Origin of the sequence: Chromobacterium phragmitis (genome assembly GCF_003325475.1) — a bacterium.
GTDB classification, from domain to species: domain Bacteria; phylum Pseudomonadota; class Gammaproteobacteria; order Burkholderiales; family Chromobacteriaceae; genus Chromobacterium; species Chromobacterium phragmitis.
The window spans coordinates 1,252,607-1,267,419 of sequence record NZ_CP029495.1; the positions used below are offsets into that span (position 1 = coordinate 1,252,607).

Below are 14,813 nucleotides of genomic sequence, written 5' to 3' on the forward strand. Positions count from 1 at the left end.
CAATCTAAACTATTGATTCTGAAACCTACACAGCATGCCTCAAAGTTAGTCGGAAGAGGAGGAGAAACTTCCGGTGTAAATGGCTCATTAAATAAAGTTCGTCGAATCCCATTGTCTTGCTGCGTGGAGGTTGTGCTATCGAGTAAGACAAGAGCCGATGAGTGATTGAAATGGTTGAAGAATACCGGCCGGCCCGACCACCATGGCGCGGCCTCTTTCTCTATCTATTGAAACCAGCTCGCGGTAGTCGTGGGCCACAGCTGTCGCCAAGATAGCGAAACAAGCCATCGTCAACAATGAAAGGGGCTCGCTGAACACCTGCAACAGGATTGATCGGCCCCGTGCAGATCCTACCTGTGCGTACGCATAGAAAATTACCCAGTTTTCAGGAGCTAGTGCGCGTTCAAAACTACCCAGGGTGTTCAATCCCCCTGCTGAATTTTTCAGCAGGAGAATGGAGTGATCACCATGAAAGAACTGGGCATTGTTCGCAGGTTGTTCTACCGAGATGGCCTATCGCTATCTGAAATTGAGCGGCGAACTGGGCTGACCCGCAAAACGATCCGTCACTGGCTCAAGGCGGCGGAAGGCACGGCGCCGAAGTACCAGCGGAAACCCGCTGAAACCAAGATCGCACCGTATGCGGTGCAGCTCACCAAAATGCTGGAGACGGACTTACACCGTCCCAAGCGCGAGCGCCGCAGCGCGCTCAAGCTCTTTGCCGAGCTCAAGGCAGCAGGGTTCTCCGGCGACTACAGCCGAGTGACGGCCTTCATCCGACAGTGGCGGGCTGGTGGTGGCACGAGCCAAACCAAGGCGTACGTGCCACTGCGCTTTGAGCTGGGTGAGGCTTTCCAATTCGACTGGAGCGAGGAGCGTCTGGTGATCGGCGGCATCTGGCGCAAGATCATGGCGGCGCACCTCAAGCTATGCGCCAGCCGCGCCTTCGTTGTGCAGGCCTATCCCACCCAAAGCCACGAGATGCTGTTTGATGCCCACACCCGCGCATTCACGGCACTCGGCGGCATTCCGCGCCGCGGCATCTACGACAACATGAAGACTGCCGTCGACAAGGTCAAACGTGGCAAGGCACGAGCGGTCAACACCCGCTTCGCCGCGATGGCATCGCACTACCTGTTCGATCCGGACTTCTGCAACGTCGCTTCCGGCTGGGAGAAAGGCGTCGTCGAGAAAAATGTGCAGGACAGTCGCCCGCGCATCTGGCAAGAGGCCGCCAAGCAACGGTTCAGTAGCTTTGCAGAACTGAACGTCTGGTTGCTTAGTCGTTGCCGCACGCTATGGCAGGAGCTGCGCCATGGTGAGTTCGATGGCCTCACCATCGCCGAGATGCTGGAACATGAGCAGCCACAGCTGATGCCGATGGTCACGCCATTCGACGGCTACGTGGAGACGCTGGGCAAGGTCAACAGCATCTGCCTGGTGCACTACGACCGCAATCGTTACTCAGCACCCTGTGAGTTGGTCGGCCAGATGGTGAGCATTCATGTTTACCCTGAGCGGATCGACCTGGTGGCCAACGACGCTATCGTGGCCACCCACGCGCGCCGGTTCGGCAGCCACCACACGAGTTACGACTGGCAGCACTACCTCCCGCTGATCGAGCGTAAGCCCGGCGCTCTGCGTAACGGTGCGCCATTCGCCGACCTGCCAGATCCGTTACAGCGGCTGCGACGGCTATTACTCAAGCGCGAAGGCGGTGACCGCGTCATGGCCAAACTGCTGGCGGCGGTGCCACGCTCGGGGCTGGAGGTCGTGCTGGTTGCCGTCGAGCTGGTACTGGAGTCGGGTAACCCGAGCGTCGAGCACATCGAGAACGTACTAAACCGGCTCAAGCAGTCGCCGATGCCGGAGCAGGCGGAAACGCAGCTCGCCGTCCAGGAAGCGCCGCTGGCTGATCCAGAACGCTACGACAGCCTGCGCACGGGAGCCCGCCATGGATGAGATCGCGAGCAAGCTAAAGGCATTGCGGCTTTACGGCATGGCCGGCGCCTGGGATGAGATCGTCACGCAAGATGCCCAAAGCGCTATCGAGTCATCGCGCTGGCTGATTGAACACCTGCTGGCCGCAGAGGAAACCGACCGCGCCATGCGGTCAATCAGCTACCAGATGCACGCCGCCAGGTTTCCTGCGCATCGCGACCTGGCGGGGTTCGACTTCAGTCAGACTAAGGTGGATCAGCATTTGATCGCCGAGCTGGCAGACCTGTCGTTCAGCGAGAGTGCACATAACGTCGTGTTCATTGGTGGCACGGGTACCGGCAAAACACACCTTGCCACCGCATTGGGCGTGTCTGGCATTACGCGCCACGGCAAACGGGTACGCTTCTTCTCCACCGTGGATCTAGTCAACTTGCTGGAGCAGGAGAAAGCGGCGGGTAAGGCGGGCAAGCTGGCGTTCGCGTTGATGCGGGTTGACCTGGTGATTCTGGACGAGCTGGGTTACTTGCCATTCAGCCAGGCAGGTGGGGCCTTGCTGTTCCACCTGCTGTCGAAGCTGTACGAGCACACCAGTGTGATGATTACCACCAACCTGACCTTCGGCGAATGGGCCAGCGTGTTTGGCGATGCCAAGCTGACGACAGCCTTGCTCGACCGATTGACGCACCACTGCCATATCGTCGAGACGGGTAACGAGTCCTATCGGTTCCGTCATAGCAGCGATACGGCGAAATCGAGAATCAAGGCCAGGGAGAAAACGCGGCTAGGAGGGGCTGACGAAGCAGAGCCATTCTAGGTACTGATCTACCGGGGGTGAGGGTCACAGCACCAAGCCCTCGGTATTGGTGACATCGAACTGAATCAGGCTACTGGAATGTATTAGACTTATCCACAGCCACCCCTAGACGGAAGTGGCTTTCCTCCCTGGGTAAAATTCAACGCGCAGAGTTGGGTAATATCGGACGCGCAGCGGACACTCTAGTCAACTGGCTCTAGCTGCCTCACTCAACTGTGACGGATTTTGCGAGGTTCCGCGGCTTGTCCACGTCGGTGCCGCGCGACAGCGCGACATGGTAGGCCAGCATCTGCACCGGGATGGTGTGGACGATGGGGCTGAGGATGCCGACGTGGCGCGGGGTGCGGATCACGTGCACGCCGTCGGATTCGCTGAAGTGGCTGTCGGCGTCGGCGAATACGAACAGTTCGCCGCCGCGGGCGCGCACTTCCTGCATGTTCGACTTCACCTTCTCCAGCAGCGCGTCGTTGGGGGCGATCACCACCACCGGCATGTTTTCGTCCACCAGCGCCAGCGGGCCGTGCTTGAGTTCGCCGGCCGGGTAGGCTTCGGCGTGGATGTAGGAGATTTCCTTCAGTTTCAGCGCGCCTTCCAGGGCGATGGGGTAATGCAGGCCGCGGCCGAGGAATAGCGCGTCGTCCTTGGCGGCGAAGCGTTCGGACCAGGCCTTGATCTGCGGCTCCAGGTTCAGCGCGTGCTGCACGCTGCCCGGCAGGTGACGCAGTTCGTCCAGATATTTCGCTTCCATCTCGGCCGATACGCGGCCGCGGGTCTTGCCCAGGGTCACGGCCAACGCGAACAGGCCCACCAGCTGGGTGGTGAAAGCCTTGGTGGAGGCCACGCCGATTTCGGCGCCGGCGCGGGTGTAGAACACCAGGTCGCTGGCGCGCGGGATGGCGGATTCGCGCACATTGCAGATGGACAGCGCGTACTGGTGGCCCAGCTCCTTGGCGTACTTCAGCGCCTCCATGGTGTCCAGCGTTTCGCCGGACTGGGAGATGGTGACGATCAGGTGCTTGGGGTTGGCGAAGGCGTCGCGATAGCGGTATTCGCTGGCGATTTCCACGTCGCAGGCGATGCCGGCGATGCTTTCGATCCAGTACTTAGCGGTCATGCCGGCGTAGTAGCTGGTGCCGCAGGCCAGGATTTTCACGCCTTCCAGCTGCGGCAGGATGGCCGCGGCGGCCGCGCCGAACAGTTCCGGATGGAAGCCGGCGTCTTGCACCGCTTCGATAGTGTCGGCCAGCGCTTTCGGCTGCTCGTGGATTTCCTTCTGCATGAAGTGGCTGTACGGGCCCAGCTCCAAGGACGCCAGCGACACGTCGGACAGATGCACCGGGCGCTCGATGGGCTGGTCGTGCTTGTCGATCAGCTTGACGCCGTCGCGGGTGAGGTGGCCGATGTCGCCCTCTTCCAGGAAGATCACACGGCGGGTGGCGGACAGGATGGCGGAGACGTCGGAGGCGATGAAGTTTTCGCCCTCGCCCAGGCCCACCAGCAGCGGGCAACCCATGCGGGCGCACACCAGTTCGTCCGGGCGGTCCACGGCGATCACGCCGATGGCGTAAGCGCCGGTCAGCTCGCGGGTGGCTTGTTTGACCGCGTCAAACAGGCTGCTGCCGGCCTGATAGTAGTGATGCACCAAGTGGGCGATCACTTCGGTGTCGGTTTGCGATTCAAAGGCATAGCCCAGGCCTTTCAGGCGCTGGCGCTGTTGTTCGTGGTTTTCGATGATGCCGTTGTGCACGACGGCGATTTTGCCGAAGGAGATGTGCGGGTGGGCGTTGTATTCGGTCACGCCGCCGTGGGTGGCCCAGCGGGTGTGGCCGATGCCGAGGAAGCCCTGCAGGTTTTCTTCGGCGGCGGCGCCTTCCATTTCGGCCACGCGGCCGACGCGGCGCACGCGGCGGATTTCGTCGCCGGCCAGCACGGCCACGCCGGCGGAGTCATAGCCGCGGTATTCCAGCCGCTTGAGGCCGTCTACCAGGATGGGAACGATATTGCGCTGCGCGATGGCGCCGACGATGCCGCACATTTACTTTCTCCTTGCCGTGTCTTGAATGGCGGGCGCGCATATCAGCGTCACGCCCTTCGCTTGAATCTTGTCTCTGGCGTCTTGCGCCAGGCCGTCGTCAGTCACCAAGGTATGGATCTTGCCCCAGGGCAGCTCCAGGTTGGGGATGCGGCGGCCTATCTTTTCCGACTCCACCATCACGATCACCTCGCGCGCCACGTCCGCCATCACGCGGGACAGCCCCACCAGTTCGTTGAAGGTGGTGGTGCCGCGTTCCAGGTCTATGCCGTCGGCGCCGATGAATAATTGGTCGAAATCATAGGAACGCAGCGCCTGCTCGGCGATCTGGCCCTGAAACGACTCGGAATGAGGATCCCAGGTGCCGCCGGTCATCAGCAGGGTGGGTTCGTTCTCCAGCTCGCGCAGCGCGCCTGCCACGTTCAGCGAATTGGTCATCACCACCAGGCCGCGCTTGTTGCCCAACAGCGGAATCATCGCGCTGGTGGTGGTGCCGCTGTCTATGATCACGCGGTTGTGGTCGCGCAGCCTTTCCGCCGCCGCTCGGGCGATGGCATGCTTTCGCTTCGAAACTTTATCCGCGTCCGGCTCCGCCACCATCTCGCTGGGCAGCGACACCGCTCCGCCGTAACGCCGCAGCAGCAAGCCGCCGGTTTCCAGCAGGGCCAGGTCCTTGCGGATGGTGACTTCCGACGTGGCGAAACGCTGGGTCAGCTCTTCCACGCTGACCTCGCCCTTTTCCTGCACCAGCGCGGCAATGGCATGCCGGCGCTGCTGGGTGTTTCGTTTTGTCATTTTAAGTTTCGTTTCGAAAGTTTTGTGATGATAGCAGCCTCAAATCCGCCAGGCAAGCCGGGACAGCTCCGCCGACGCATCCGCGCGCGCCTGCTGAGAATCAGGCATGCGCCCCGCCCAAGGCGAAATATTTGTCTCAAGGCTGACTGTTTGGCATAGTTCGCCATTCAATGCGATGCCTGGATCGTATCCCTGCCCGGCTCCCAGAAAAGGAATGGCAAAATGAATGCATGGCGCGCGGCCGCTGGCCTGCTGCTGACGCTGGCGGCGAATGCCCAGGCGGAAATGACCGACCTGTTCACCGGCACCCTGGAAAAACAAAAAGAGGAATGGGTGCTGGTCCGCTGCGATCTGGCCAAGCAACGTTATCTGCTGCGCGACGCCGATGGCGCGAGCGCCGGGGTTGACGCGCTGTTGCCGCCGGAGGCGAAAGTCCCCGGCGCCGTATTCACGGTTTCGCTGGCGGCCAGCCACCTGGCGCTCGATGGCCGCCATGCCCTGCGGGTGCTTCGCTTGCAGGGCGCGAAACGCGGCAGCTGCCATCTCGATGCCTTGTTCGAATAAGCCGGCGCGGCTGCTGCAGGCCTGGAGCGCCTGGAACGGCCCGCCCAGGCGCGATATCGCCTGCGGCCTGCAACTGCGCGGCGCCTGCCTGTGGCTGATGCCGGCGCTGAGCGCCTTCAACGCTGCCGCCCATATCCATGCCCAGCCGTCCCGCGCCAGGCTGGCGGCCGCGGTCTGCATGCTGGCCGGGTTCGCCCATGGGTCCAACCTGCTGTCCATCATGCCGTTGCGCGCGGCGCTGACGCAGGGTTCAGGCGGAATCGCGCTGGCCGCGCCCGAGGCCATCGCTTATTGGAAAATACGGAAGCAAAAACGATGACGAGCCAAACCAAGAAACTGCGCGCGGCATTGGCCATTCCGCTCCTCGCGTTGGCCGGGTATTGGGGCGCGACGCATTGGAACAGCAACCGTTCGCGCTCGATCGGGGAAGTCGTCGACAGCCTGAACGGCGTGCCGGTGCACTACAACGGCGGCGTTCAGCACGTGGACGGCCGTAATCTAGCGCCGGACGGCTACAACCTGGGGCTGCGCTTCCAGTGCGTAGAGTTCGTCAAGCGCTACTACTACCAGCGCTTCGGGCACAAGATGCCCTACGACAAAGGCCATGCCCGCGACTTCTTCCTGCCCGCGCTGCCGGACGGCGCCCTGAATCCGCAACGCGGCCTGCTCCAGTTCCGCAACGGCGGCGCCAGCGCGCCTCAGGCCGACGATCTGGCGGTATTCTCGCCATGGATTTTCAACCGCTACGGCCATGTCGCCATCGTCAGCGCAGTGGGAGCGGACTACGTGGAGATCATCCAGCAGAACCCAGGCCCCTTCGGCTCCTCGCGAGAGCGCATGCCGCTGCAGACGGAACACGGCATGTTCAAGGTTGGGCATCCGCGGCTGCAGGGCTGGCTGCGCCTGCCGCCGCCCGCCGAGGACGAGCCCGCGCCAGCAGCATCCCCAAGCCAGGAAAGCCAAACTCATGATTAGAACCGTTCTGCTCTGCCTGATGGGCTTGTCCTGTCTGGGCATGGCTCAGGCCGCCCCCCAGCTCCGGCAAACCGTCGCCGCGCATATCGTCAGCTTGTCGCCCGACGGCGGCAGCCTGCTGCTGGCGCGCGAGGAGCAGTTGCTGGGAGATGACAGCCAACTGGCCAAGGCGCTGGAAAAGATACTGTTGATCGGCACCCGCCATCAAAGCAGCCTGCCTGGGCTGAACTGGACGCGCGGCGAACAGCATCAGGCGCTGGATGGCTACGACTCTATCCTGCCGGCCTATCTGCGCTGGTCCGATGACGGCATGACGCTGGCGCTTTCCGCCGGCAAGCGGGACGACCTCCGCGCCGTGCTCTGGCGGCGCGGCTCGCCGCCATTGGAGGTGGGCCCGGAGGACTCCGCGCTGGCCGGCGTATTGGATCTCTCCCGCGATGGTCGCTCGGTGCTGGGTTGGTTCGTATCGAAGCAAAGCGGCAAGCCTCGGGGTTTTCTCTGGCGCGAAGGCCAAGGCGCGGCGGCCTTGCCCGCCGATTTCGTTCCCCTGCGCCTGCAGCGCGCGGGCAAGGGAGTGTTCGGCTTTCTGGCCGGCGCCGACGGCGAATGGGGGGAAAGCGCCTGGCTGAGCTTTGGCGACGGCATCGCCCGACCGCTGCGCTGCCCCGCTGACGGCAAAGCCAACCCTGCGTCTGAATGGCTGGAGTCGGCGGATGGCGGCGTGGTGGCGATCACCGATAAAAGCCGCCCCCCGCAACCAGGCTGCGTTTACCGCCTGGAGTGAAACGCCTTGCGCGCCCTTCCCGCACGGCGCCCATGAAAAAGCCCGGCGCCCAAACAGGCTGCCGGGCCTCGCGGCGGCGCCGCTCGCTCAACTCTTTTTCTGCGGCCGCTTCCAGCCCGGCACCGAGGTCTGGCGCGCGCGAGCTACGGTCAGCTGTCCGGCCGGCGCGGTCTTGTTGACCACCGAGCCTGCCGCGATGGTGGCGCCGTCCTCCAGCGTCACCGGCGCCACCATCAGCGTGCCGGAGCCGACGAAGACGTCGTCGCCGATCACCGTCTTGAATTTGTTCACGCCGTCGTAGTTGCAGGTGACGGAGCCGGCGCCGACATTGACCTTGCGGCCGATTTCGGCGTCGCCGATATAGGTCAGGTGATTGACCTTGGACCCCTCTCCCACCTTGCTCTTTTTCACTTCGACGAAATTGCCGATATGCACGCGGGCGGCGAGCTCCGCGCCGGGTCGCAGGCGGGCGTAGGGGCCGATCTTGCAGGCTTCGCCCACCACCGCGTCCTCCAGGTGCGAATACGGCGCGATCTTGGTCCCGGCCGCGATCTTCACGTTCTTCAGCACGCAGTAGGCGCCGATCTCCACCTGGTCGCCCAGCGCCACCGCGCCTTCGAACACGCAGCCCACGTCGATGGATACGTCCATGCCGTGCGTCACTTCGCCGCGGATGTCGATGCGCGCCGGGTCGGCCAGCGTCACGCCGGCTTCCAGCAAGGCGCGCGCCTGATTGGCCTGCAGGATGCGCTCCAGCTCGGCCAGTTGCAGCTTGTTGTTGACGCCGGCGGCTTCCCAGCTGGCGTCCACGCTGGCGCTTTCCACCGCCACGCCGTCCTTCACCGCCAGTTCCAGCACGTCGGTCAGATAGTATTCGCCCTGGGCGTTGCCGTTTTTCAACGCGTTCAGCCAGCCTGCCAGCCGCGCATTCGGCAGCGCCATCATGCCGGTGTTGATTTCGCGGATGGCCAACTGTTCCGGCGTGCAATCCTTGTGTTCGACGATGGCCTTGAGCTTGCCGTCCGCGCCGCGCACCATGCGGCCGTAGCCGCTGGCGTCGTCCAGCACGTCGGTCAGCACCGCCATGCCGCTGCCGGCGGCGTCGATCAGACGCTGCAGCGTGCCGGTCTTGGTCAGCGGCACATCGCCGTACAGCACCAGGGTCTTGCCGTCCGCCGGCAGGTGCGGCAGCGCCATCTTCAGCGCGTGGCCGGTGCCCAGCTGTTCGGCCTGCTCGGCCCAGACGATGTCGCCGTCGCCGATGCGCTCGCGCACCTGGTCGCCGCCGTGGCCGTACACTACCACCAACCGGGAAGGATTCAGGCCGCGCGCGGTGCGGATCACCCGCGCCAGCATCGGTTCGCCGCCGATGGGATGCAGTACTTTGGGCATGCTGGAATACATGCGCTTGCCCTTGCCGGCGGCAAGGATGACGATACTCAGACTATCCATGATATGTATTTGCCAAAGCCAAAAACGGAAAAAGGCCGCCACTTGCGTGGCAGCCTTGCACTATACACGATTGCGCATCGCGTAATCAGTGAGCGCGCTTCTTGAGGTAATCCAGCGTCTTGAGTTCGGCAATCGCCACCGCCAGTGCGGCGTGGGCTTTGGCCGTGCTCATGTCGTCGGTCGCGTGCTTGAGGGCATCCTCGGCAGCGCGTTTCGCCTCATTGGCGCGGGCCTCATCGAGATCCTCGCCGCGGATCGCCGTATCGGCGAGCACGGTGATCAGGCTCGGCTGCACTTCCATCATGCCGCCGGACACCGCCACCAGTACTTCTTCCTTGGAGCCCGGCACCTTCAGACGAAGCACGCCGGGCTTGATACGGGTCAGGAGCGGCACGTGTTGCGGATAGATACCGATCTCACCTTCGGTAGCCGGCGCCACGACAAACTCGGCCTCACCGGAATAGATGAGTTGTTCGGTGCTAACCACTTCCACATGCATCTTGGACATTAGCCCTCTCCTTAGTTAAGCGTCTTGGCTTTCTCGACGGCTTCTTCGATGCCACCAACCATGTAGAACGCTTGTTCCGGCAGGTGGTCGTATTCGCCAGCAATGATCGCCTTGAAGCCCTTGATGGTTTCGCGCAGCGAAACGTATTTGCCCGGCGAACCGGTAAATACTTCGGCCACGTGGAACGGCTGGGACAGGAAGCGCTGGATCTTACGGGCGCGAGCCACGACCAGCTTGTCTTCCTCGGACAGTTCGTCCATACCCAGAATCGCGATGATGTCGCGCAGTTCCTTGTAGCGCTGCAGCGTGGACTGCACGCCGCGGGCGACCGAGTAATGCTCTTCGCCGACGACCAGCGGATCCAGCTGGCGCGAGGTGGAGTCGAGCGGGTCCACGGCCGGGTAGATACCCAGCGATGCGATGTCGCGCGACAGAACCACGGTTGCGTCCAAGTGGGCGAAGGTGGTCGCCGGGGACGGGTCGGTCAAGTCATCGGCAGGGACGTATACGGCCTGGATGGAGGTAATGGAACCATCCTTGGTCGAGGTAATACGCTCTTGCAGACGGCCCATTTCCTCGGCCAGCGTCGGCTGGTAGCCCACCGCGGACGGCATACGGCCCAGCAGGGCGGACACTTCGGTACCGGCCAGGGTGTAACGGTAGATGTTGTCCACGAACAGCAGCACGTCGCGGCCTTTGCCGCTTTCGTCCTTCTCGTCGCGGAAGTGCTCGGCCATGGTCAGGCCGGTCAGCGCCACGCGCAGACGGTTGCCCGGCGGCTCGTTCATCTGGCCGTAAACCATCGCCACCTTATCCAGAACGTTGGAGTCCTTCATCTCGTGATAGAAGTCGTTGCCTTCACGAGTGCGCTCACCAACGCCGGCAAACACGGACAGACCCGAGTGCGCCTTGGCGATGTTGTTGATCAGCTCCATCATGTTCACGGTCTTGCCCACGCCGGCGCCGCCGAACAGGCCCACTTTGCCGCCCTTGGCGAACGGACACAGCAGGTCGATCACCTTGATGCCGGTTTCCAGCAGGTCGGTGGCGGCGGACAGCTCGTCGAACTTCGGAGCGGTCTGGTGGATGGCGCGACGCTTGTCGGTAGCCACCGGACCAGCTTCGTCCACCGGGTTACCCAACACGTCCATGATGCGGCCGAGGGTGGCGGTGCCCACCGGCACCGAGATCGGTGCGCCGGTGCTGGCAACAGCCATGCCACGCTTCAGACCGTCGGAGCTGCCCATCGCAATGGTGCGGACCACGCCGTCGCCCAGCTGTTGCTGAACTTCAAGCGTCAGATCGACGTCAACCAGCTTCAGGGCATCATAAATCTTCGGCATGGCATCGCGCGGAAACTCCACGTCGATCACCGCGCCAATGATTTGTACGATTTTGCCTTGGCTCATTATCGCTTCCTAAAATAAACTTTTCACAGTTCCGTAAACGGCTTACACCGCTGCGGCGCCCGCCACGATTTCCGACAACTCGGTGGTAATCGCCGCCTGACGCGCCTTGTTGTATACCAGGCGCAGCTGCTTGATGGTGTTGCCCGCGTTGTCGGTGGCGGCTTTCATCGCCACCATCCGCGCGGCCTGCTCGGAAGCCATGTTCTCGGCCAGAGCCTGATACACCACCGATTCCAGATAACGACGCACCAAGAATTCCATCAGCGTCGGCGCATCCGGCTCGTACAGGTAATCCCACGAGTGCGAATGCTCCACCACCATATGGTGCGGAGTCAGCGGAAGCAGCTGTTCCAGTGCCGGCTCCTGCTTCATGGTATTCACGAAGCCGGAGTAGACGATGTAAACCGCATCCAGTTCACCTTCAGCGTACTGGCTGAACAGAACGGTAAGCGGGCCAATCAGTTTTTCCATCTTCGGCACGTCGCCGAGATGGACCGCGCTAGCCACCACGTTGAGACGGGCGCGCTGGGCTGCCGCCAGGCCTTTCTGGCCCAGGCAGCAAACGTCGATTTCGACGTTCTGATCCCGCAATTCCTTGACCTTGGCAAAGAAGCGCTTGAACGAGTTCACGTTCAGGCCGCCGCAAAGACCCTTGTCGGAGGAAACCAGGATGATGCCGGCGCGCTTGACCACGTCACGACGGGCAAGCAGCGGGTGACCAAGTTCCGCGTTCGCCTGAGCGAGGTGCGCCATAACCGTGCGCACCTTCTCGGCGTAAGGACGGGCAGCGCGCATACGCTCTTGCGTTTTGCGCATCTTCGAGGTCGACACCATCTGCATAGCGCGGGTGATCTTCTGCGTGTTCTGCACGCTTCGGATCTTGGTGAGAATCTCTTTACCGACTGCCATATCCTGAACCTTTCTCTAGCTACGACGTGAGTCGAAGGCTCAGTTGAAGCTGTAGCCGGCCTTGAACGATTCCATCGCCTTGGCCAGTACCTTCTCGTTGTCGGCAGACAGATCACCGGAGGCGTTCACGGCCTGCAGCACTTCGGCGTGGTTGGCACGCACGTTGGCCAGGAACTCGGCTTCGAAAGCCAGGGCTTTCTTCACCGGAACGTCTTCGTAGCTGCCCTTGTTCACCGCCCACAGGGTCAGCGCCATTTCCGCGGTGGACAGGGTGGAGAACTGTTTCTGCTTCATCAGTTCGGTCACCACTTCACCGTGGGACAGCTGCTTGCGGGTGGCTTCGTCCAGATCCGAGGCGAACTGCGCGAACGCAGCCAACTCGCGGTACTGGGCCAGCGCCAGACGGATACCGCCGCCGAGCTTCTTGATCACCTTGGTCTGAGCGGCGCCGCCCACGCGCGATACCGAGATACCGGCGTTGATGGCCGGACGGATGCCCGCGTTGAACAGGTCGGTTTCCAGGAAGATCTGGCCGTCGGTAATCGAAATCACGTTGGTCGGTACGAACGCGGATACGTCGCCGGCCTGGGTTTCGATGATCGGCAGAGCGGTCAGCGAACCGGTTTTGCCCTTCACGGCGCCGCCAGTCAGCTTTTCCACTTCGTCTTCGTTGATGCGCGCGGCGCGCTCCAGCAGACGGGAGTGGAGATAGAACACGTCGCCCGGGTAGGCTTCGCGGCCCGGCGGACGGCGCAGCAGCAGCGAGATCTGACGGTAGGCGACGGCTTGCTTGGACAGGTCGTCGTACACGATCAGCGCGTCTTCGCCGATGTCGCGGAAGTATTCGCCCATCGCGCAGCCGGAGTACGGAGCGATGAACTGCAGGGCGGCGGCTTCGGAAGCGGTGGCGGCCACGATGATGGTGTGACCCATCGCGCCGTGCTCTTCCAGCTTGCGAACCACGTTGGCGATGGAGGAAGCCTTCTGACCCACGGCTACGTAGATGCAGATGACGCCATTGCCCTTCTGGTTGATGATGGCGTCCAGCGCCACGGCGGTCTTGCCGGTCTGACGGTCGCCAATGATCAGCTCACGCTGGCCGCGGCCAACCGGAACCATGGAGTCGATGGACTTCAGGCCGGTCTGCATCGGCTGCGATACCGATTGACGCGCGATCACGCCCGGAGCGATCTTTTCGATCGGGGACGATTTCTGCGCGTTGATCGGGCCTTTGCCGTCGATCGGCTGACCCAGGGCGTTGACCACGCGGCCAATCAGCTCCGGACCCACCGGCACTTCCAGAATGCGACCGGTGCACTTGACTTCGTCGCCTTCGGAGATGTGCTCGTACTCGCCCAGCACCACGGCGCCGACAGAGTCGCGCTCCAGGTTCATGGCGAGGCCAAAGGTGTTGCCCGGGAATTCGAGCATTTCGCCCTGCATCACATCGGCAAGGCCGTGGATGCGGACGATACCGTCGGTCACGGAGATAACCGTGCCCTTGGTGCGAACTTCAGCGCCTTCAGCCAGATTCTGGATCTTGGCCTTGATCAGATCGCTGATTTCAGAGGGGTTCAACTGCATGATCTCTCCTAATTCTTGAGGCTTGCTGCCATTGCCTGCAGTTTGCCGCGCACGGAAGCGTCGATGACATCGTCGCCCACCGACACGCGAACGCCGCCGATCAGGTCGGCGTTCTCACGCACGTCAAGACGCACGGCTTTGCCGTATTTCTTGGAAAGCGTGTTGGTCAGTTCGGCTTTCTGTTCATCGGACAAAGCAAAAGCGGACTCCACCAGGGCGTCCACGATGTTTTCCGATTGCGCCTTGAGCAATTCAAACTGCGCGGCGATTTCAGGCAGCAGCGTCAAACGGGCGTTCTCGATCAGCGCGGCGATGAAGCGTTTCACCTCATCGTTGCCGCGCGAGCCGAGCACATCCAGCATCAGCGCCTCAACCTCTTGTGCGGTATGTTTCGGATTGGTGACGACTTGGGCCAGATCCGGGTTATTCACCATGGCAGCCAGCCACGACAGGGCGTCCGACCATTGGTCGAGCTTGCCCTGTTCCGTGGCGAGGCTGTATACCGCTTCGGCGTAGGGCCTTGCGACGGTAATGAGTTCTGCCATGAGTTAGTTAAAACTCCGCTTTGATGGAGGCAAGCAGGTCGGCGTGCTTGGCGGCGTCGATCTCCTTGCGCAGGATCTTCTCGGCGCCGGCAACGGCCAGATCGGCGACATGCGCGCGCAGGGATTCCTTGGCGCGCAGCACTTCCTGGTCGGTTTCCGCCTTGGCGTCGGCCACGATGCGGGCACCTTCGGTGCGCGCCGCTTCCTTGGCTTCGTCCACGATCTGGTTCGCGCGCTTTTCGGCGGCAACCACGATCTCGGTCGCCTGCTGCTTGGCCTTGCGGATTTCGTCCGCAACGCGCTTTTCAGCGGCTTCCAGATCCTGCTTGCCGCGTTCCGCGGCGGCCAAGCCATCAGCGATACGCTTGGCCCGCTCATCCATCATGTTGGTAAGCGGAGGCCAAACAAACTTCATGGTGAACCATACCAGGATGGCGAACGTGATCGCCTGGCCCAGTAGTGTTACGTTGAATTCCACGCTTGTTTTCCTCCAGAGTATGA

Annotated in this window: 15 protein-coding genes; 6 read left to right on the top strand and 9 right to left on the bottom strand. The window is 62.4% G+C overall.

Going from position 1 to position 14,813, the window contains the following annotated elements; genetic code table 11:
- Window positions 1–468 precede the first annotated feature (468 nt).
- Entirely contained in the window at window positions 469–1,962 is a 1,494-nt protein-coding gene (gene istA / locus DK842_RS05915; protein ID WP_114063596.1) for an IS21 family transposase, read from the top strand.
- Window positions 1,955–2,755, top strand: coding sequence for an IS21-like element helper ATPase IstB (istB, locus tag DK842_RS05920; protein WP_114060181.1), 801 nt, complete (start codon window positions 1,955–1,957; stop codon window positions 2,753–2,755). The genes istA and istB overlap by 8 nt, the downstream gene beginning before the upstream one ends.
- Window positions 2,756–2,960: 205 nt before the next feature.
- On the opposite strand, the gene glmS is transcribed toward istB, so the two are convergent.
- Together glmS and DK842_RS05930 are read right to left on the bottom strand one after the other, a co-directional pair.
- Window positions 2,961–4,790, bottom strand: a complete 1,830-nt coding sequence (gene glmS, locus DK842_RS05925; protein WP_114060636.1) for a glutamine--fructose-6-phosphate transaminase (isomerizing) — start codon at window positions 4,788–4,790, stop codon at window positions 2,961–2,963.
- Window positions 4,791–5,582 (bottom strand): DeoR/GlpR family DNA-binding transcription regulator, encoded by a 792-nt coding sequence (locus tag DK842_RS05930; protein WP_114060637.1) that lies wholly within the window; start codon window positions 5,580–5,582, stop codon window positions 4,791–4,793.
- Between the two features lie 222 nt (window positions 5,583–5,804).
- On the opposite strand from DK842_RS05930, the gene DK842_RS05935 reads away from it, so the two are divergent.
- Genes DK842_RS05935 through DK842_RS05950 form a run of 4 tightly spaced genes read left to right on the top strand, consistent with a single transcriptional unit; the run spans window position 5,805 to window position 7,905 of the window.
- On the top strand, window positions 5,805–6,146 hold the full coding sequence (locus DK842_RS05935; RefSeq protein ID WP_114060638.1) for a hypothetical protein: 342 nt from the start codon (window positions 5,805–5,807) through the stop codon (window positions 6,144–6,146).
- Entirely contained in the window at window positions 6,130–6,465 is a 336-nt protein-coding gene (locus DK842_RS05940; protein WP_114060639.1) for a hypothetical protein, read from the top strand. The genes DK842_RS05935 and DK842_RS05940 overlap by 17 nt, the downstream gene beginning before the upstream one ends.
- Window positions 6,462–7,121: a CHAP domain-containing protein gene (locus tag DK842_RS05945; protein ID WP_114060640.1), complete on the top strand. Its 660-nt coding sequence runs from the start codon at window positions 6,462–6,464 to the stop codon at window positions 7,119–7,121. The genes DK842_RS05940 and DK842_RS05945 overlap by 4 nt, the downstream gene beginning before the upstream one ends.
- Window positions 7,114–7,905 carry a hypothetical protein gene (locus DK842_RS05950; RefSeq protein WP_114060641.1) on the top strand — a complete coding sequence of 264 codons (792 nt, stop codon included), beginning with the start codon at window positions 7,114–7,116 and terminating at the stop codon, window positions 7,903–7,905. The genes DK842_RS05945 and DK842_RS05950 overlap by 8 nt, the downstream gene beginning before the upstream one ends.
- An 87-nt stretch (window positions 7,906–7,992) precedes the next feature.
- Here DK842_RS05950 and glmU read toward each other — a convergent pair whose 3' ends face one another.
- The 7 genes from glmU to DK842_RS05985 all read right to left on the bottom strand — a co-directional run bounded on the left by glmU (window position 7,993) and on the right by DK842_RS05985 (window position 14,790).
- Window positions 7,993–9,357 (bottom strand): bifunctional UDP-N-acetylglucosamine diphosphorylase/glucosamine-1-phosphate N-acetyltransferase GlmU, encoded by a 1,365-nt coding sequence (glmU, locus tag DK842_RS05955; protein ID WP_114060642.1) that lies wholly within the window; start codon window positions 9,355–9,357, stop codon window positions 7,993–7,995.
- 85 nt (window positions 9,358–9,442) lie between these two features.
- The gene (locus DK842_RS05960) at window positions 9,443–9,865 is read right to left on the bottom strand and encodes a F0F1 ATP synthase subunit epsilon (protein WP_114060643.1); all 423 of its coding nucleotides are present in this window, start codon (window positions 9,863–9,865) and stop codon (window positions 9,443–9,445) included.
- An 11-nt stretch (window positions 9,866–9,876) separates the two neighbouring features.
- Window positions 9,877–11,274, bottom strand: a complete 1,398-nt coding sequence (gene atpD / locus DK842_RS05965; protein WP_046168429.1) for a F0F1 ATP synthase subunit beta — start codon at window positions 11,272–11,274, stop codon at window positions 9,877–9,879.
- 42 nt (window positions 11,275–11,316) lie between these two features.
- A complete protein-coding gene (atpG, locus tag DK842_RS05970) occupies window positions 11,317–12,183 on the bottom strand; it encodes a F0F1 ATP synthase subunit gamma (protein ID WP_046158745.1) in 867 nt (288 codons plus the stop codon).
- A gap of 39 nt (window positions 12,184–12,222) precedes the next feature.
- Window positions 12,223–13,767 (bottom strand): F0F1 ATP synthase subunit alpha, encoded by a 1,545-nt coding sequence (gene atpA / locus DK842_RS05975; protein ID WP_114060644.1) that lies wholly within the window; start codon window positions 13,765–13,767, stop codon window positions 12,223–12,225.
- Between the two features lie 8 nt (window positions 13,768–13,775).
- A complete protein-coding gene (locus DK842_RS05980) occupies window positions 13,776–14,312 on the bottom strand; it encodes a F0F1 ATP synthase subunit delta (RefSeq protein ID WP_114060645.1) in 537 nt (178 codons plus the stop codon).
- A gap of 7 nt (window positions 14,313–14,319) precedes the next feature.
- Window positions 14,320–14,790 (bottom strand): F0F1 ATP synthase subunit B, encoded by a 471-nt coding sequence (locus tag DK842_RS05985; RefSeq protein ID WP_114060646.1) that lies wholly within the window; start codon window positions 14,788–14,790, stop codon window positions 14,320–14,322.
- Between the last annotated feature and the right edge of the window lie 23 nt (window positions 14,791–14,813).